Origin of the sequence: Burkholderia sp. BE17 (genome assembly GCF_009362305.1) — a bacterium.
In the GTDB taxonomy this organism is placed as follows: domain Bacteria; phylum Pseudomonadota; class Gammaproteobacteria; order Burkholderiales; family Burkholderiaceae; genus Burkholderia; species Burkholderia pyrrocinia_C.
In genome coordinates, this window is sequence record NZ_WHNU01000030.1 from 1 (window position 1) to 18,622 (window position 18,622).

18 protein-coding genes and 1 pseudogene are annotated in these 18,622 nt (G+C 70.0%); 8 read left to right on the top strand and 11 right to left on the bottom strand.

Going from position 1 to position 18,622, the window contains the following annotated elements; all coding sequences use genetic code 11:
- From GD429_RS24150 to GD429_RS24160, 3 genes and pseudogenes are all read left to right on the top strand, one after another.
- Window positions 1–134: pseudogene (locus GD429_RS24150) on the top strand (acetyl-CoA C-acetyltransferase); the annotation flags it as partial.
- A gap of 217 nt (window positions 135–351) precedes the next feature.
- Window positions 352–1,095, top strand: coding sequence for an acetoacetyl-CoA reductase (gene phbB, locus GD429_RS24155; RefSeq protein WP_152860589.1), 744 nt, complete (start codon window positions 352–354; stop codon window positions 1,093–1,095).
- A gap of 109 nt (window positions 1,096–1,204) precedes the next feature.
- A complete protein-coding gene (locus GD429_RS24160; RefSeq protein WP_152860591.1) occupies window positions 1,205–1,411 on the top strand; it encodes a hypothetical protein in 207 nt (68 codons plus the stop codon).
- A gap of 90 nt (window positions 1,412–1,501) precedes the next feature.
- Here the strand turns inward: GD429_RS24160 and GD429_RS24165 are convergent, their stop codons facing one another.
- From GD429_RS24165 to GD429_RS24210, 10 genes are all read right to left on the bottom strand, one after another.
- On the bottom strand, window positions 1,502–1,831 hold the full coding sequence (locus tag GD429_RS24165) for a hypothetical protein (protein ID WP_152860593.1): 330 nt from the start codon (window positions 1,829–1,831) through the stop codon (window positions 1,502–1,504).
- Entirely contained in the window at window positions 1,828–2,331 is a 504-nt protein-coding gene (locus tag GD429_RS24170) for a hotdog family protein (protein ID WP_152860595.1), read from the bottom strand. Before GD429_RS24170 ends, GD429_RS24165 begins: the two co-directional genes overlap by 4 nt.
- Entirely contained in the window at window positions 2,331–3,146 is an 816-nt protein-coding gene (locus GD429_RS24175) for a beta-ketoacyl synthase chain length factor (protein ID WP_152860597.1), read from the bottom strand. Before GD429_RS24175 ends, GD429_RS24170 begins: the two co-directional genes overlap by 1 nt.
- Before the next feature lie 8 nt (window positions 3,147–3,154).
- Complete coding sequence (locus GD429_RS24180; protein ID WP_321574830.1) at window positions 3,155–4,366, bottom strand: beta-ketoacyl-[acyl-carrier-protein] synthase family protein; 1,212 nt, start codon at window positions 4,364–4,366, stop codon at window positions 3,155–3,157.
- Between the two features lie 63 nt (window positions 4,367–4,429).
- On the bottom strand, window positions 4,430–5,320 hold the full coding sequence (locus GD429_RS24185; protein WP_152860599.1) for a polysaccharide deacetylase family protein: 891 nt from the start codon (window positions 5,318–5,320) through the stop codon (window positions 4,430–4,432).
- A complete protein-coding gene (locus tag GD429_RS24190; RefSeq protein WP_152860601.1) occupies window positions 5,317–7,788 on the bottom strand; it encodes an MMPL family transporter in 2,472 nt (823 codons plus the stop codon). Before GD429_RS24190 ends, GD429_RS24185 begins: the two co-directional genes overlap by 4 nt.
- Window positions 7,788–8,435, bottom strand: coding sequence for an outer membrane lipoprotein carrier protein LolA (locus GD429_RS24195; RefSeq protein WP_152860603.1), 648 nt, complete (start codon window positions 8,433–8,435; stop codon window positions 7,788–7,790). Before GD429_RS24195 ends, GD429_RS24190 begins: the two co-directional genes overlap by 1 nt.
- Window positions 8,432–9,409 (bottom strand): acyl-CoA synthetase, encoded by a 978-nt coding sequence (locus GD429_RS24200; protein ID WP_152860605.1) that lies wholly within the window; start codon window positions 9,407–9,409, stop codon window positions 8,432–8,434. The genes GD429_RS24195 and GD429_RS24200 overlap by 4 nt, the downstream gene beginning before the upstream one ends.
- Window positions 9,406–11,160 carry an acyl-CoA synthetase family protein gene (locus tag GD429_RS24205; protein WP_152860607.1) on the bottom strand — a complete coding sequence of 585 codons (1,755 nt, stop codon included), beginning with the start codon at window positions 11,158–11,160 and terminating at the stop codon, window positions 9,406–9,408. Before GD429_RS24205 ends, GD429_RS24200 begins: the two co-directional genes overlap by 4 nt.
- Window positions 11,161–11,224: 64 nt before the next feature.
- Window positions 11,225–11,878, bottom strand: a complete 654-nt coding sequence (locus GD429_RS24210) for a hypothetical protein (RefSeq protein ID WP_152860609.1) — start codon at window positions 11,876–11,878, stop codon at window positions 11,225–11,227.
- 577 nt (window positions 11,879–12,455) lie between these two features.
- On the opposite strand from GD429_RS24210, the gene GD429_RS24215 reads away from it, so the two are divergent.
- From GD429_RS24215 to GD429_RS24235, 5 genes are all read left to right on the top strand, one after another.
- Window positions 12,456–12,716, top strand: a complete 261-nt coding sequence (locus GD429_RS24215; RefSeq protein ID WP_043187455.1) for a phosphopantetheine-binding protein — start codon at window positions 12,456–12,458, stop codon at window positions 12,714–12,716.
- A 114-nt stretch (window positions 12,717–12,830) separates the two neighbouring features.
- Window positions 12,831–13,547 carry a 3-oxoacyl-ACP reductase FabG gene (gene fabG, locus GD429_RS24220; protein ID WP_152860611.1) on the top strand — a complete coding sequence of 239 codons (717 nt, stop codon included), beginning with the start codon at window positions 12,831–12,833 and terminating at the stop codon, window positions 13,545–13,547.
- A gap of 87 nt (window positions 13,548–13,634) precedes the next feature.
- Window positions 13,635–14,909 (top strand): endoribonuclease L-PSP, encoded by a 1,275-nt coding sequence (locus GD429_RS24225; RefSeq protein ID WP_321574832.1) that lies wholly within the window; start codon window positions 13,635–13,637, stop codon window positions 14,907–14,909.
- Between the two features lie 125 nt (window positions 14,910–15,034).
- Complete coding sequence (locus GD429_RS24230) at window positions 15,035–15,817, top strand: glycosyltransferase family 2 protein (RefSeq protein ID WP_152860613.1); 783 nt, start codon at window positions 15,035–15,037, stop codon at window positions 15,815–15,817.
- A gap of 197 nt (window positions 15,818–16,014) precedes the next feature.
- Window positions 16,015–16,776, top strand: coding sequence for a M48 family metalloprotease (locus GD429_RS24235; protein ID WP_034179029.1), 762 nt, complete (start codon window positions 16,015–16,017; stop codon window positions 16,774–16,776).
- A 111-nt stretch (window positions 16,777–16,887) separates the two neighbouring features.
- Here GD429_RS24235 and GD429_RS24240 read toward each other — a convergent pair whose 3' ends face one another.
- Window positions 16,888–18,588, bottom strand: a complete 1,701-nt coding sequence (locus GD429_RS24240; protein WP_152860615.1) for a lactate permease LctP family transporter — start codon at window positions 18,586–18,588, stop codon at window positions 16,888–16,890.
- Window positions 18,589–18,622 lie beyond the last annotated feature (34 nt).

Below are 18,622 nucleotides of genomic sequence, written 5' to 3' on the forward strand. Positions count from 1 at the left end.
CGATCGGTGCGTCGGGCTGCCGGATCCTGGTGACGCTGCTGCACGAGATGGCCAAGCGCGATGCGAAGCGCGGGCTGGCGTCGCTGTGCATCGGCGGCGGGATGGGCGTCGCGCTCGCGGTCGAGCGCGTCTGAGCCGGGTCTGAAAACATCGCGCGGATGCGGCGCCGGCCCGCGCAGCATCCGCGTGAAGCGGTTTTCGCGCACGACAAGCAGCCAACAACAAGCGCGATGTTCCGGTGCGTGCCGCGCCTGCGACGCGGGCCGCTGCGCATCGAAGCGGTGGGGCGGCAGCATGTGCGATGCCGTCGCCCCGCATTCATCGATTACTTTTTTGTCGGTAATTTATAGGATGACTAAGCGAATTGCAGTTGTGACAGGTGGAATGGGCGGTCTCGGCGAAGCAGTCAGCATCAGGTTGAACGACGCGGGCCACCGGGTAGTCGTCACGTATTCGCCGAACAACACCGGCGCCGACCGCTGGCTGACCGAGATGCAGGCGGCGGGCCGAGAGTTCCATGCGTACCCGGTGGACGTGGCCGATCACGATTCGTGCCAGCAATGCATCGAGAAGATCGTGCGGGACGTCGGCCCGGTCGACATTCTCGTGAACAACGCGGGCATCACGCGCGACATGACGCTGCGCAAGCTCGACAAGGTGAACTGGGACGCCGTGATCCGCACGAACCTCGATTCCGTGTTCAACATGACGAAGCCTGTCTGCGAAGGCATGGTCGAGCGCGGCTGGGGTCGCATCGTCAACATCTCTTCGGTGAACGGCTCGAAGGGTTCGGTCGGCCAGACCAACTATGCGGCCGCGAAGGCCGGCATGCACGGGTTCACCAAATCGCTCGCGCTCGAGGTCGCGCGCAAGGGCGTGACGGTGAACACGGTGTCGCCGGGCTACCTCGCGACGAAGATGGTCACGGCGATCCCGCAGGACATCCTCGACACGAAGATCCTCCCGCAGATTCCGGCGGGGCGGCTCGGCAAGCCCGAGGAAGTCGCGGCGCTGGTCGCCTACCTGTGCTCGGACGAGGCAGGCTTCGTGACGGGCTCCAACATCGCGATCAACGGCGGCCAGCACATGCACTGACGCGCGGCGGCCCGGACCGCGTTCGCGCACGTGCCGGGCCGCGTTCCGCTGTATCCAGTGCCGGAGCGGCGGCAGGCGCGCCGCTTCGGCCTCGCATTCCGGAGAAGGCATGGGTGACACCTGGATGGGACTCTTGATCGGCGGCTCGGCACTGGCCGTCGCGCTGACGATGGCGATCTCGCTCCACTGGCTGGAGCGGCGCCGCGCGCGGTTGCTGCGGAACTTCGATCATCGCGACTGCTGGTTCGTCGCGTACGGCAAGTGCTTCGCGCGCAGGACGGCGAGGCCGGCACGCCGCATGCGCGGCGCACGTTGACGGCCGCGACGCCGTGGTAACGCGGCGTCACGATTGACGGACGGTCACGCATCGCGCGCATGCAGTCGGTGATGCGCGCGATGCGCGTGATCAATTGCTCTTTTCGCTCTTGCCACCCGACTCGCCCGAGTCGTTCTTGTGGAAGATCCGCTTCGTCGTGCGCTTGGTGGCATCCCAGCCTTCGCGCGACGCGTGGGCGACTCCGTGCCCGACCGCCTTCGCGGCGCTCGCGGTTGCGTGGCCGAAGCTGCGTGCAGCGTCGCCCGTCTTGTGCGCGGCTTCCTTCGAATCGCGCTTGATGTCCTGCTTCACTTCCGACATGTCCGCATGCGCGATCGGGCTGATCAGCGCCAGAACGAGTACGGTGCCAATGAACTGACGAACTTTCACGACCTGGTTTCCTTGTATAAGTCTCTTCATCGAGGATTCGAATTGCCGGCTGGCGGCGGGGCATACGTGCCGGCCGCCGATGCGTCGAGCATCACCACGGCGCGGCCGGTCAGCAGCACGCGATCGCCGCAGCGCAGCGCGAAGCCGTACAGCACCGAGCGGCCGTCGCCGCTCATGCGTTCCGCGTCGACGGTGAGCGGCAGGTCGAACGTGTCGAGCCGGTCGACGAACGCGTCGACGTTGCGCACGCTCGCCAGATAGCCGACGCGCGGACGTTCTTCCTGCGCACCGAGCAGCGCGCCGTGCACGGCCATCGCCTGCGCCGCGTATTCGATGCCGCAGACCGACGCGAGCCGGCCGTGCGAGCGCAGCGGGTTATGCGGGTCGCGGTGGCTCGTCGCGGTGCAACGGATGCGTTGGGCGTCCCACGCATCGACCGTATCGAGCACGCACATCGTGCCGCCGTGCGGAATATGCGCGGCGATCCATGCGTGGTCGAGCGGCGGCGTCAACGCGATCGTTGCGGCCATCACGGGCACTCCGCAAAGGCGCCCGGCATCGCGACGTCGACCTGGACGCGCGTATCGGCCAGGTAGTCGAGCACGACGCGCGTCGAACGCCGTGCGGCCAGCGCATCGAGCAGCGGCAGCACGCGCGCGGCCGGATTGCCGGCACGCAGTGCGTCGAGTTCGGCAATCGCGAGCGTCGTGGCAGGCGCGTCGGTGAGCTGCACGTCGATGCGGGCGAGCGCGCGCTCGCTCGCTTCGGGCGCGAACACGAGCGCGACGCCGAATGCGTCGTCGATCGGCCGCACCGTGTGCAGCGGTTCCGGATAGTCGGTGTCGTACGCGATCAGCAGGGTCGGCATGCGATCGACCGCGACCTGGCACAGGCTCTCGAGCAGGCCCGCGGCAAAGCTGCCGTCGTGCGCGCACAGCACGTTCGACGTCGCCATCGCGCGGGTCGCGATGCTCCAGTAGCCGGCCGGCGCGTTGTGCACGGAGTTGTGGAAGCGCGTAGGCGACAGCTGGCGATCGTCGCCGGCGAGGGTTTCGCAGATCGCGTGGCAGTTCTGGCCGTCGCCGCCGGACGCACTGAACACGGTCGCGAGCGTGGCCGCATCGCGTCCGCTCGCGGCGACCGCTTCGTGGCCGACCGCGAGCGCGACGCGCACGACGGGGCCCGTGCGGCGCCGCTCGGCCGACGGCAGGCCGGCCGGCGGCGGCAGCACGGTGCGTTCGCTCGCATAGGTCGCGCGGCCGGCGAGCACGTCGGCCGCGTGCGGCCAGTCGTTCAATCCCGGCCCGACGAGGCCGATGCTTTCGATGAAGGCGGTGAGCGTCATGTCGGGCCTCAACGGCGTACGTGGCCGGCGCGGCCGAGGATCAGGCTGCAATTCGTGCCGCCGAAGCCGAACGAATTGGAAAGCACGGTGCGCACGCGCATATCGCGACTCGCGAGCACGTAGTCGGCGGCCAGCGCCGGGTCGGGCTGCGTCGTGTTGACGCCGGCCGGCACGAACTGCTCGCGCAGCGCGAGCGCGGCGACGACCGCTTCGAGCGCGCCGGCCGCGCCGAGCGTGTGGCCGGTCGCGCCCTTCGTCGAGCTGCACGGCGTGCTCGCGAGCAGCGCGCCGACCGCGCGGCTTTCGGCCGCATCGTTGCTCGGCGTCGCGGTGCCGTGCAGGTTCACGTAATCGATGTCGTTCGCGTCGAGGCCGGCGGACGCGAGTGCCTGCTCGATCGCGACGCGCGCGCCGAGCCCGTCCGGATGCGGCGACGACATGTGGTGCGCGTCGCTCGATTCGCCGATGCCGAGCAGCAGGATCGTGTTGCCGTCGAGCGCGGCGGGCGGTTCGGGCACGCGTTCGACGAGCGCGAATGCCGCGGCCTCGCCGATCGAGATGCCGTCGCGCGCAACGTCGAACGGCCGGCACGGCAGGCGCGACAGCAGTTCGAGCGAGTTGAAGCCGTACAGTGTCGTCAGGCACAGCGAATCGACGCCGCCGACCACGGCCGCGTCGATCAACCCGGCCTCGATCATGCGGCGCGCGGAGCCGAATACCTTCGCGCCGGACGAGCACGCGGACGAGATCGCCATCGCCGGCCCGCGCAGCGCGAAATACGTGCGCACGAACGCGGCCGCCGAATACGGGTTGTGCGTGTTCGCATAGTGGAAGTCGGCGGGCAGCGCGCCGCTCGCCGAATCTCGATGCTGGTACGCGCGTTCGGTCTCGAGGATGCCGGCCGTGCTCGTGCCGACGAACACGCCGACGCGCGCTGCGCCGTAGCGCGCCACGGCCGCCGCGACGCGGGCATCGAAGCCGTCCTGCGTGAGGGCCAGCTGCGCGAGGCGATTGTTGCGGCATTCGAAGTCGGCGAGGTCCGCGCGCACGGGTTGCTCGTCGACACCGTCCACCGCGCCGATCCACGTGTCGAGATCCGCGCGCTCGAAGTCGCACGGCGCGAGCCCGCCGCGCGCGTCGCGCAGCGCGTCGAGGGTCGCATCGAGGCCGCGGCCGATGCAGCTGGTGGCGGTGAAGTGCGAGAGCAGGAGAGGTTTCACGAGGGTCGCATCCGGTGGCCGGAACGGGCGCCGCAGCAAGGCTGGCAGGCGCACCGTTCGCGTTCAGATTTTATCAAACGGGGGTGCCGGAACGCCCGGCTGGCCGGGCGGTTCGGGCGCGAGCGCCGCGCGCAGCGTGGTCCAGTGCAGTTGCGCATCGGCGGCTGCGCGCAGCACCGCTTGCAGTACGTCGAGCACGACCGGCTCGCCGCGCGCGTCACGTGCCGCGTGACCGTCGTGCACGAGCAGGATGTCGCGCGGCGCGAGGCCGTGCAGCAGGCGGCGCGTGACGGTCGCGGCGTCGTACGCGCGCGTGTCGAAGCCGCGCCGCGTCCAGCTCGCAAGCTGCAGGCCGAGTTCGCACAGCACCGGTTCGAGAAACGGATTGCGCAGGCCGGCCGGCGCGCGGAAGAACAGCGGGCGCGTGCCGGCGATCTCGGTCAGCGTCTGCTGCGCGGCCGCGATCTCGCGCCGCAGCGCGGCGGGCCCCGACAGCGAGAATGTATGCCGGTGCCGCTGGCTGTGATTCTCGACCGCGTGACCGCGTGCGACGATCGCTTCGACCCATTGCGGATGACGGCGCGCGAGATCGCCGATGCAGAAGAACGTCGCACGCGCGTCGTAACGGTCGAGCAGGTCGAGCACGCGCGGCGTGACATCCGGGTCCGGGCCGTCGTCGATCGTCAGCGCGATCCGGCGGCCGGCGTCGGCCGGCAGGCGCGTCCAGTTCGGGCCGAGCAGCGTGCTGCGCGGCCACAGGCCGGCTGCCGTCAGCGCGAGATGCGACGCGACCACGCCGCCGACGGCCCACGGCCATGCTGCCGGCTGCGCGACGACGGTGGCGGCCGCGCCCGCGTGCAGCGCGGCCGTGCCCGCGATCAGCGGCGTCGGCTTCCAGCGGCGCGCGCCGGATTGGCCGGGCTGTCGAGGCGGAACGGACGACGGTGCGTTCATGTCAGGCTCCGTTGACGACGATCGCCGGCCGCCGCGGCGCGTGGCGCGAGTATCGCCGCGAATGCGAGCGCGAGCATCGCGCCGGGGCCGACAGTCAGCCCGAAGGTTTCGAGCAGCGGCACGTGCGACAGCGCCAGCAGCCCGAAGCCTGCGACCGTCGCGAGGTTCGCGATCAGCAGCGACACGAGCGTATACGGCGTGACGGGCTGCGCGTCGTCGCGCTTGCAGAAGAACAGCGCGTAGTTCGAACCGACCGCGACGATCAGCAGCATGCCGACGAGGTGCAGGATCGTCAGTTGCACGCCGGCGAGCGCGAAGCCGGCCGTCACGACCAGCACGGCCGCGACGAGCGGCGCGAGCGCGCGCACGGTACGGCGCGGCGAACGCAGCGCGATCAGCAGCAGCACGGCGATCGCCGCGAAACCCGCGAGCGACAGCCGGATGTCCTCGTGCACGTAGCTCACGTACAGGCGATCGGCTTCGGCCTTCATGTCGACGAACAGCGCATCGGGCACGCCCGCTTGCGCGACGGCCGCGCGTATCGGCGTTGCGTCGAACCCTTGCGCCGATTGCGCCGTGCGTGCGGCGTCCGGCGCGCGCAGCGGCAGCATCGCGCTCCAGCGCCCCTCGCGTTCGGTCAGCAGCGCATCGACCGCGAGCGCCATCGACGTGCCGCGCAACGCCGCGCGTGTCAGCAGCGGCGCGTGGCGGGCGGCTTCGACATCGGCGATAAATGGTGCGAACAGGCCGGGTTTCACCGCGATCGTCTGGTTCGCGACGGCGTCGCGCATCCGCGCGGCGAGCACGTCCGCATCGGGCAGGCTCGCCTGGCGCGCGCGCTGCGCGGCGTCGCTCGGCAGGTAGCGCGCGGGGCTTTCGAAACCCGCGAGCGCGCCCCGGTCGACGAGCGGCTGCAGTTGCGCGGCGACCTTTTCGGCGCCTTCGAGCGCGGCCTGCTCGGTCGGCGCGGAAATCACGACGAGGTAGCGTACGTCGGGCGCACCGACATCGGCGCGCAGCCGCGCGTCGAGCGCCTGCGCGCGCGCCGGCACGGGGCTGAGCGAGGCGAGTTCTCGGCTCCACAGGCCGTCGCGATGCAGCACGAGCGTCGCGCACGCGGCCACCACCAGTACGGCGAGCGGCCAGCGCAGCCGCGGCGCGGCATCGGCCGCGCGCGCGAGCACGGCGCCGACGCGCGACACGTCGCGGATCGCGACATGCTCGCCGCGCAGGTGCGGCAGCACGAAGCGCGTGACGAGCGCGGCGGCCGTCAGCCCGGCGATCGAATACAACCCGAGCTGCACGAGGCCCGGGAATCCGGAGAACAGCATCGACGCGAACCCGCACACGGACGTCAGCACGCCGAGCCGGACCGTCGGCCAGTACGCGGCGAGCCATGCGCGCGTCGCATCGGCCGGGCGTGCGGCACCGCGCGGGCCGGCCTGCGCCGATTGCACGAACAGGTAGATCGAGTAATCGACGGCTTCGCCGATCAGCGTCGTGCCGAAGCCGAGCGTCAGCCCGTGGACCGTGCCGAATGCGACGCTGACCGCCGCGATCCCGGCCGCGACGCCCGTCAGCACCGGCAGCAACCCGAGCGCGAGCGTGCGCGGCGAGCGGTACAGCGTCAGCAGCAGCGCGACGATCAACACGACGCTCGCCGTCGACAGTCGCTCGACGTCGTGCCGGATCGTGTCGCGCATGTCGACCGAGAACACGCCGGGGCCCGTCATCGCGAGCGTGGTCGCGGCCGCGTTCGGCACGGCCTGCGTAGCGGCGGCGAATGTGCGGCGCACCGTGTCGATCGCGCGCGCCTGCGCGTCGGTATCGGAGCCGGCCGCGGCCGTCTGCACGACGAGCACCGCGCGCGTGCCGTCGCGCGACGCCCACACGCCGTCGCGGCTCGCCGGTTGCGCCGCGCTGTCGAGCTGGTCGACGAGCGCGGCGACTTCGCCGGTCGGGTCGCGCGGCAGCATCGCCTTGGCCATGAGGCCGGCCGACGAGCTCAGCAGGTCGAGGCTGTCGCCGAGCGCCTGGTGCAGGCCGTCGGCGCTGAAGCGTTGCGGCGTGACGGCCGGGCTCAGCAGGTAGCGGTGATCGAAGACGAACTGCCGGTCGCGCGTGTCGTTCGCGGCTTCGCCGTTGTTAACCGCCGCGAACTGCGGATCGGTGCGCAGCGTGCCGGCGATGCGCCGCGACAGCGCGGCGCGCGTACTTGCATCGCCGCCGTCGATCGCGACGAGGATCAGCCGCGACACGATGCCGTCGCGCAACTGGTCGACGAGCACGCGCTGCCCGGCGCTCGGCGAGTTTGGCAGGAACGCGGACAGGTCGGCCGTGAAGTGCGCGCGGCCGATCGCGACGCCGCATGCGACGAGCGCGAGCAGCCACACGAGCACCGCGCGCTGCCGCAACGCGTGCAGGCGGCCGGTGACGGGTGACGATGAAGGGCGCGTGCGTTGGTCCATCAGTTCGGATTCGCGGGAACGGGTTGCAGGCGCATCACCGAATGATCGCCGTCGGCCTGCCGGATCGCGACGCTGCGCAATACGTCGCGCGTGCCGTCGAGCGTGATCGTGCTGATCACCTTCAGCATCCGCGAATCGAGCGGCGTGAGCGTCAGCGTCCAGTCGTCGCCGCGCCCGGCGAGCGCGACCTTGTACACCTGTTCGAGCGCGAAGCGGTTGCCGGCGAGCGTCGCGCGGATGCTGTCGATGAACGCGCCGAGTTCCGGATAGCGCGCGAGCGCGAGCGTGTACTTGCGGTTGTTGCGCTCGACGGTGAGCATGTCGCCGTCGACGACGAGGTGTTCGGGCTTCGGGTTCAGCGTGTGCTTTTCCAGATGATCGGGCGCGACGAACACGAGTTCGCCGGACGATTCGACCGGCTGCGTGGCGATCGACAGGTACTTTGTCTCGGTGAACGTCGCGCGTCCGGACTTGTGCTGCGCGAGCGTCGACATCAGCCGGTCGAGGTTCCAGGCCGACCCGGTGTCGGCCGCCTGCGCGGGCGCGGCCAGCGCGATCGCGGCGGTGACCGCGGCGGTGGTCGCGGTGAGCCAGCGGGCGACACGGGGCAACGCGAACGGGAACAGGAAGCGGCGAACGGCGATCATGCGTCGGAATCCCTCGTGGCGGGCAGGTCGGCAGCGGCGTGCGCAGTGTCGCTGCGGGCGGTCGCGGTTTCGCCGACTTGCCAGAAATCGAAATAGTTGAACCAGTTGTACGGCGCCGCGCGGCAATACTTGTCGAGCAGCGCGACGTAGCGCTCGAGTGCCGCGTCGACGGCCGCCGCGCGCGCGTCGCGCCGCACGTCGGAGAAATCGGCGAGCGTCTCGAAGTGCACGTCATAGCGATTGCCGTCGCGATAGAGGCCGGTCATGAAGATCACCGGGCGCCGCAGCATCGCGGCCATGTAGAGCGGGCCGAGCGGGAACGCGGCCGGTGCGCCGAGCAGCGGCAGCCGTCGCAGCGACGCGGCCGCGTCGTCGAGCAGCGTGCGGTCGGCGAGCATGCCGATCATGCAGTTCGCATCGAGGCGCTCGCGCACCTTCAGCATCGAGTCGACCTGCCCGAGCGCGATCACTTCCGGCGTCGCGGCGGGATTCACCGCGGCGAGCGTCGCGTTGATCTTGCGCGCGTTCTTCTCGTACATCGTGACGACGACGCGCAGGTCCGGGTGCGTGCGGCCGATCGCGCGCATGACCTCGAAGCTGCCGAGGTGCGCGCCCATCAGGAACGCACCGCGTCCGCCCGCGAGCGCATCGTCGACGAGCGTCTGGCCGTGCAGCCGGATGTCGAACAGGTCGAAGCGCTCGTTCATCAGGTAGATGCGATCGTGGATCGTCGCCGCGAACGTGAACACGTGCCGGTACACGTCGCGCCAGCGCGCGGGCCTGCCGAGCACGCGACGCAGGTAGTCGCGCGACGCCGCGCACGCGGCCGGCGAGAACAGCACGAAATACGTCGCGATCAGATGCAGCACGATACGCGCGCGCTGCCGTCCGAAGCGCAGCGAAATCCACGTCATCGCGCGCAGCAATCCCGCGTTGCTGCGTTCCTGGCGCTCGGCCCACGCGGTGCGTTTCATGGCTGCGCGCCATCCTGCGCGGCCGGCGGCGCGGACAGCACGCCGGTCGCGACATCGCGCGACCCGGCGCGCAGCGTGAAGCGGATCGCGCCGCTGGCTGCGGCGTCGAACGCGACATCGAGCGGTTCGCCCGGTGCGACCGGGCTCAGGAATTTCGCGGAGCCGAGCCGCCATGCGTGCAGCGGGCGGTTCAGCGCCGCGCCGATCGCGTGGATCGCGTGATCGAGCAGTACGACGCCCGGCACGACCGGATGGCCGGGGAAGTGGCCGGGCAGCGCCGGATGGTCGGCGGGAATCGTGAACGCGAGCGCGGGCGCGCCGGCCGCGTCGTGCGCGGGCCGCGATGCGGCCACGGCACGCGTGTGTCGTGCAATGAGCGCAGCCAGCACGTCGCGCGGCAGCTTGCCCGTTTCGTTACGCGGCAGCGCATCGACGAATACGAGCGGGCGCGGCATGAACGCGGGATCGATCCGCTCGCGCAGCGCGCGCTGCAGATCGGCGGCGGCGAGCGTCGGCGCGACGACTAGCGCGACGAGGCGCGTGACCGGTTCGAGGCTCGTATCGTCGTGCGCGGCGGCGGCTTCGTCGGGCATGAAGAACACGCCGTCGACCACCTCCGGAATCGCGTTGAGCTGATGGTTCAGGTACGCGAGCGACGTGCGCTTGCCGGCGATGTTGACGAGATCGGCCTTGCGGCCGTGCAGCAGGAAGCGGCCGTCGCCGAGCAGTTCGAGCGCATCGCCCATCGGCACGGGCGCCTCGACGTGCCCGCCCGACACCCAGACGGTCGGCCCGCCGTCGTCACCTGCGCCGTCGCATGCCGGCTCGTCGCGCGCGTCGAGCCGGATGCCCGGGAACAATTGCCACACCGCGCCTTGCGACGTGCGGCGGGTTGCGATCTGGCCGGTCTCGGTGCTGCCGTAGATCTCGATGAGCGGCGCGTCGAGCGCGGCCTCGGCTTCGCCCGCGAGCTTCTCCGATAGCGGCGCGGTGGCCGACAGCACGAGCGCCGCGCGCGGCAGCGCATGGCCGGCCGACAGCAGCGCGCGCAGGTGGATCGGCGACGTGACGAGCACACGCGGCTGCGGGATCGAGTCGAGTTCGTCGCGAATGTCGATCGGGTAGAACGGCTGGCGGTTGCTGAACGCGAGGCCGCCGATCAGCGCGAGCAGCACCGTCGATTCGAAGCCGTACATGTGCTGCGCGGGCACCGTGCCGATCAGCGTGGCCGCGCGGCCGTCGAGCAGCCCGAGGCGGTCGGCCGCCGCGCGCACGCAGCCGACCAGGAAGCCCCAGGTCTTGCGGTGCGGCACCGGCGCGCCGGTCGAGCCGGACGTGAACACGTAGGCCATGATCCGCGCGGCATCGATCTGCGGCACGGCGAACGGCGCATCGTCGGCGAGCTCGCCGGGAGCGGCGTCGGGATACGCGAAGCGCGGCAGGTCGATCGCGCAGTCGGGCGCGTCGTACAGGCAGAACGCATCGGGCGCGAACGACGCGAGCTGGCGGACCATTTCCGGCGTGTGCGTCGACGGCAGCAGGCTGACCTTGCCGGCCACGAGCGCCGCGCACAGGCTGACCGTGAAGCGGTAGCGATCGCGGCACACGTTGAACACGTGAGCGCCGGCGGGCAGCGCGGCGGCCACGCGCGCGACGTCGGCGACGAACGCGCGCACGGTGACGGGCGCGCCGTCGCGCCAGGCGATCGTCTGGTCCGGCGACGAATGGAATACCAGCGGGTGAGTCGGCATAAATCGGTAAAAACAGGAGCGAAGGCCGGCGCGGCCGCGTTGCGGCGCCGCGCCGGCCGTGAATTCATCGTGACGCCTGCGACGCGTGCGTCGTCGCGCGATACGCGCGCACCGCTTCGATCATCCGCGGCCGCGGCTCGTGCGGCAGAGCGAAGCGCCGGCACGCATGCTCGGCGGCGAACATCACGGCGACGAGCGGCAGCGACAGGTAGTTCGCGAAGGTCGACCACGTGACGATCGGCGCGGTCGCGAACAGCAGCGTCGACACGGCGGCGATCGCGACGAAGAACAGCGTCCACGCGAGCGTGATCTGCCGCGTGTAGCGCGCGACGGCCGGCGTGACCGCGCCGTGGATCATCGCCGCGAAGCGCGTGCACAGCGGCACCTCGCCGGCCGCGAGCGTGCGGCCGAACAGCAGCGCCATCGCGACGTTGAAGCTCGCGTGTTCCAGATACAGGCCCCATTCGAAGTGCTGCGCGAGCGGCGCGCGCGCGGCCCACAGCGCGGCGGCGGCCAGCAGCCACGCCGGCACGAACCATGCTCGTCGCGGCGAGCGCAGCGCCGCGCCGAGCGCAAGCAGCAACGGCGGCACGAGCGCCATCGCGAGGCCGAAGCCGTGCGCGCCGGGCGTCGCGGCCGCGTAATGCGCGCCGGCCTGGTAGGCCGCCACGGCGCCGACCGCGGCGACGCCGCGCGCGATGGAAGGCAGCCGGCTCATCGGCGGCCTCCGGGCGTGCGGTGCGGGCATCCGCGTCCGGCTGCAGTTGCAGGGCCGGGGCTGACGGGCGGACGAACCGGAACGGAGCGGAACGACGGATGCGGCATGACTGGAGACATCGGGCGGATCGTGGCCGGACGCGGTGGCCGGGCCTTCAAACATCATACGAATGGCGGCCGGGACCCGGGCCCCGGCGGGTTGTCGAGTGCGCCCATTTTAGGGCCGCGGCATTGCGTGTTCGGGGCATGCGCGTGCGGGTTTTGTAACCGATTGTATGGCACCGGACGAACGGTTTCGCGGGGTCGGTCCATTTCCATCCAAAGCGGCTCAAGCGTCTCGTGCATTCGTGTCACGAAACGGGCCGCGGCACCGGCTCGCCAGTCTGTAACCATTCCCCGTATACGGCCCGATACCCATCGTCTAGAATCCGCGTAACTTTTACAAACGATCCCCAAATAACGCAGGCGGGGACGCCGGCAGACGCCGGAGGGACGGAGATTTGCACGCGCCGGGCGTGCACGACGGTTGCCGTTTCCGGGCGCCTCCCGCTGCCATTGGCCGCCTGCTCGCACGCATGATGAACGCACTGGAACAAGAGCTCGCCACGCTGATCATCGGCGAACTGAATCTCGAAGACGTCCCGCTCGAAACAGTGACGGCCGAGACCCCGCTTTACGGCGAAGGTTTCGGGCTCGACTCCATCGACATCCTGGAAATCGCGCTGCTGATCTCGAAGAAATACGGCTTCGAACTGCGCTCGGACAATCCGGATAACCAGAAGATCTTTGCGACGCTCGGTGCGCTGGCCGCATACGTCGCCGCGCATCGCACGAAGTAGGTAATGGCGTCGCGCACGGGCGCGGCGCGCGGGTGATGACGACATGCGGAGGCGATCGGCAGACGATGCGCCGCCGCGTCGATCGAGGTGGAACGCGATGAACGGAGCAATTCGATGCGCGCGCTCGTGACGGGCGGCAGCGGCGCACTCGGGCAGGCGATCTGCGCGGCGCTCGCGCAGGCCGGCCATGAAGTGTGGGTCCATGCGAACCGCCATCTCGCGCAGGCAGAGGCGGTCGCGCAGCAGATCGTCGCGGCCGGCGGCACCGCGCGCGCGATCGCGTTCGACGTGACCGACGCCGACGCGACGCTCGCCGCGCTGGCGCCGCTCGCCGACGAATCGCCGGTGCAGATTCTCGTCAACAACGCGGGCATTCACGACGACGCGCCGATGGCCGGCATGTCGCGCCGGCAGTGGCACAGCGTGATCGACGTGACGCTCAACGGCTTTTTCAACGTCACGCAGCCGCTGCTGCTGCCGATGATCCGCACGCGACGCGGGCGGATCGTCAACATCGCATCGGTGGCCGGCGTGACCGGCAATCGCGGGCAGGTCAATTACGCGGCCGCGAAGGCGGGGCTGATCGGCGCGACGAAATCGCTGTCGCTGGAGCTCGCGTCGCGCGGCATCACCGTGAACGCGGTCGCGCCCGGCATCATCGAATCGCCGATGGCCGAACAGGCGTTTCCCGCCGAACGGATCAAGCAGCTCGTGCCCGCGCAGCGCGCAGGCCGGCCCGACGAAGTCGCGGCGATGGTCGCGTATCTGGTGTCCGACGCCGCCGCCTATGTGACGGGGCAGGTGATGTCCGTCAACGGCGGGCTCGCATGACGAAACGCGCGGCGTCGGCCTGACGTCGCGCAACGCGATGCTGGTCGCGATGTCGCGCGGCCGGCGCCGCATAGTGAGGAAATCGAAGTGTCCGTGCATCCAGTCGACGCCGAACGGCGCCCGTGTTCCCTGTCGTCAGCCGCCGCGCCGAGCGCGCGCGGGCAGGCTGCAGCGGCGCCGGACGCATCGCGATCGGGCGCGCCGCTCGCGCACGGCGGCGACCGCGCATTGCAGCTCGTCCGGATGAGTCATGCGCGGCTCGCCGCGCTGCTGCACGATGCGCGCATGCGGGGCGACGGATTCGACCGCGCGTTTCCGGGCGCGTTGGGCGCGGCGTGCATCGGCGCTGCAGGATCGCAGGCCGAATCGCAAGCCGACACGGCGGCGCGGATGCTGGCCGATGCGGCGCCCGACCTGCCGGTCGCGCCGGTGCAGATGGCGCTGCTCGGCGCCGGCGTCGCGCCGGGCGATGCCGTCTGCGAAATCTGGCAATGCAATGCGCGCGACCTGCGCAGCGAGCGGCGCGGCGCGCTGCACTATCGCTACAGCGAAACGGCGGGGCTCGTGTTCGGCAGCATCGTCGTGCACGAGGCACACGACGCACAGCGCGACGGCGGCACGCCGCTCGAACGTGCGACGCGCGATGCATACCGCACGCTGTTCGACGTGCTCGATACGCTCGGCATGCCGCATCCGCTGCGCATCTGGAACACCGTGCCGGCGATTAATGCCGTGCAGTTCGGGATCGAACGCTATCGTCAGTTCAATATCGGCCGTCAGCACGCGTTCGACGCGTGCCGCCGCGCACTGACGGGCGGCGTACCCGCCGCGTGCGCGCTCGGTTCGGTCGTGCCGGTCGCGCCGGTCGCGCCGCTCGCGATCCATTTCCTCGCGAGCCGCACGCCGGCCGATCCGGTCGAGAACCCGCGCCAGGTCAGCGCGTATCACTATCCGGCGCAGTACGGCCCGCGTGCGCCGACGTTCGCGCGCGCAGCTGCCTGGACGGACGGCGACGCCGCGCCGGTGCTGTTCGTATCGGGCACCGCGAGCATCGTCGGGCACCGCACCGTGCATCGCGGCGACGTCGTCGCGCAAACGCGCGAAACGGTCGCGAACCTCGCCGCCGTGCTCGAGCAGGCCGCGCGGCAGGGGCATGGCCCGTTCTCGCTCGCCGACCTGAGCTATCGCGTCTACGTGCGCGATGCCGGCGATGCCGCGGCGCTTGCCGCGATCGATCGTGCGCTGCGCGATGCGGCCGGCCCCGGCGTGCGGCCGCTCTTCGTCCATGCGGACGTATGCCGCGACGACCTGCTGGTCGAGATCGAGGCCAGCGCGGGTCACGCGGTGGAGTGGCTGTCGTGAAGCGGGAGAACTTCACGATCCGACGACCTTCGCCGCATACGACCGGCGTCGACGAAGCCTGCCGCCGGTCGTCGGCAAGTCATAAACTTTTGTCAGGATCCCTGTCTTCGCATTCGGCCGTTCCCATGTCCAAGCTGCACGCATCATCCACCCATCTCGTCCTGATTCCGAGCTACAACCCGGGCGCCAAGGTCGACACGACCGTGCGCAATGCCCGTGCGCAGTGGAATCCGGTGTGGGTCGTCGTCGACGGCAGCACCGACGGCAGCACCGAGCGGCTGCAGGCGATGGCCGAGCACGATCCCGGGTTGCGCGTGATCGTGCTGCCTGAGAATCGCGGCAAGGGCGTCGCGGTGCTCGCGGGGCTCGACGCGGCTGCCGCGAGCGGCTTCACGCACGTGCTGACGATGGATTCCGACGGCCAGCATCCGGCCGACCTGATTCCCGCTTTCATGGCCGCGTCGCAGGCCGCGCCCGATGCGATGGTGCTCGGCGTGCCGAAGTTCGACGCGAGTGCGCCGCAGCTGCGCGTGCAGGGGCGCCGGCTGTCGAACGCCTGGGCCGACCTCGAGACGCTGTGGGCCGGGATCGGCGATTCGCTGTACGGCTTTCGCGTGTATCCGGTCGCGCCGCTCGCCGCGATCATGCGGCGCCAGCCGTGGATGCGCGGCTTCGACTTCGATCCCGAAGCGGCCGTGCGGCTGTGCTGGGCCGGTGTGCGTCCGATCCGCATCGACGCGCCGGTGCGCTATTTCGGCCGGCACGAGGGCGGCGTGTCGCATTTCCACTACGGCCGCGACAACGCGCTGCTCGTATGGATGCACCTGCGGCTTTTCGCCGGCTTCGCGGTGCGGCTGCCGATGCTGGTCGCGCGGCGGCTGATGCGCCGCCGCGACCAGGCGGCCTGAGCGGCGCGCCCGGTTTCCTCCCGATCGTCGCTCGCTCGCGGCGATTGCTTCGGTTTTGATTGCCAATTCTGCCGAAAATCGCCGCTTCGTATCAATCCTATGAGTAATTAAGGTGTCATCGGATGTAAACATCTGGTAATTTTCTGCCGGATTATGCAAAATCGCCGCTCCCAAATACAACTATCGAGGGATCCGGGATGCAACTCAAGAAAGCGGTGGCAGCGTGTGGCGTGGCGTTTCTGTTGAGCGCGTGTGGTGGGGTACAGAGCCTCGACGCGAACAGCCTGACGTCGGCGGGGACGAACCTGTTCAAGGCAGCGACGCTGTCGGATTCGGACATCGCCGCGCTGTCGAACGACTCGTGCAAGTCCAGCGACGCCGAATCGAAGATCGCGCCGGCGAACAGCGCGTATTCGAAGCGCCTGACGAAGGTGATGAAGGGCTTCGGCGACATGACGCTGAACGGCCAGAAGGTCAACTACAAGGTGTACGTGACCAAGGACGTCAACGCGTGGGCGATGGGCAACGGCTGCGTGCGCGTGTACAGCGGCCTGATGGACATGATGAACGACGACGAACTGCGCGGCGTGATCGGCCATGAAATGGGCCACGTCGCACTGGGTCACTCGAAGAAGGCGATGCAGACGGCGTACGCGGTGAGCGCGGCGCGCAGCGCGGCCGGCGCGGCATCGCCGGGCGTGGCGGCGCTGACGAGCTCGCAGCTCGGTGACATCACCGAGAAGTTCATCAACGCGCAGTTCTCGCAGACGCAGGAAAGCGCGGCGGACGACTACTCGTTCGACCTGATGAAGCAGAAGGGCATGAGCCAGAAGGGCCTCGTCACCGCATTCCAGAAGCTCGCGAAGCTCGATGGCGGCCAGAGCTCGATGATGAGCTCGCACCCGTCGTCGACGAGCCGTGCGCAGCACATCGAGGATCGCATCGCGAAGGGCAGCTGATCGCGCAGCCGCTCGTCGGCCGTCGTCGGCCGTCGTCGGCGATAGGCAGGCGAAATGAAAAACCCCACGCTCTTCCGGGCGTGGGGTTTTGTTTTGGGGACGGCGTGCCGCTTACGGCACCATCCCCGGCAGCACGTAAGCCTGCACTAGCGTGATCAAGCCGACAATCACCGCGAACAGCAGGCTGTGCCGCACCGTGAAGCGGAACAGCGCCGACTCGTTGCCGACGAGGCCCGTCGCCGCGCACGCGACCGCGATCGACTGCGGCGAGATCATCTTCGCGGTCACGCCGCCCGTCGTGTTCGCGGCCACCGCGAGCGTTTCGGGCACGCCGAGTTGATGGGCCGTGGCCTGCTGCAGCGAGCAGAACAGGGCGTTCGACGACGTGTCCGAGCCGGTCAGGAACACGCCGAGCCAGCCGAGGAACGGCGAGAAGAACGGGAACGCGGCGCCGGTCGCGGCCAGCATCAGCGCGAGCGTCGACGACATCCCCGAATAGTTCGCGACGAACGCGAACGCGAGCACGAGGCCGATCGACAGGATCGGGCGCGTCAGCTCCTTCAGCGTTTCGCCGAACGTGACGAGCGCGTCGCGCGGCTTCATCCGCAACAGCGCCATCGAGATCAGCGCGGTCACGAGGATCGCGCTGCCCACCGCCGACACCAGATCGATCTTCAGCACGGCTTCGAGCGCCTTCGGCGTCGCGGCGATCGGCGCGGTCTTCACGACGAGCTGGTCGAGCCCCGCCACATGGAACTTCAGCACGGTCGACGCGAGCGCGCCGTTCGCGGCGAACAGCGCCTTGAACGGCGCGATGCTCCACACGGTGACGACGGCCGTCAGGATCAGGAACGGCGACCACGCGCGCACGGTCTGCACGAGCGTGTACGGCGACGCCTGCCGGCTCGTGCCCGTGCCGAAACCGCCCGCGCCGAAACCGGCCAGCGCCGCGCCGCCGCCGGACGCGACGATGCCGCCTGCCGGCTGCTTCGCGGTGCGCGGCTGCCACACCTTCAGGAACGTCGCGAGCGCGACCAGGCTGACGAGCGACGACGTGATGTCCGGCAGTTCGGGCCCGATGTGGTTCGACGTGAAGTACTGCGTGACGGCGAAGCTGCCGCCCGCGACGAGCGCGGCCGGCCAGGTCTGCCGCACGCCGCGCAGCCCGTCCATCATGAACACGAGCCAGAACGGCACCGCGAGCGACAGCAGCGGCAACTGGCGGCCGGCCATCGCGCCGATATGGAACGGGTCGATGCCCGTCACCTGCCCGGCGACGATGATCGGGATGCCCATCGCACCGAACGCGACCGGCGCGGTGTTCGCGATCAGGCACAGCCCGGCCGCGTGCAGCGGCTTGAAGCCGAGGCCGACGAGCAGCGCGGCCGTGATCGCGACGGGCGCGCCGAAGCCGGCCGCGCCTTCGAGGAATGCGCCGAACGAAAAGCCGATCAGCAGCATCTGCAGGCGCTGGTCGTCGGTGATCGACAGCACGGATGCGCGGATGATGTCGAACTGGCCCGTCTTCACGACGATCTTGTACAGGAACACGGCCGCGACGATGATCCACGCGATCGGCCACAGGCCGTATGCGAAGCCGAAGCCGGCCGCCGCGAGCGCCTGCGGCACGGGCATCCCGTACGCGAGGATCGCGACGCCGAGCGACAGCAGCAGCGTGATCGCGGCGGCCACGTGGCCCTTCATCCGCAGCGCGGCCAGCGCGACGAAAAAGAAGATGATCGGTATCGCGGCGACGAACGCCGACAGCCCGAGGCTGCCGAGCGGGGTGTAGATCTGATGCCAAACCTGCATGGTTGTCTCCTCCATCTGTGTCTGTATCTCTATG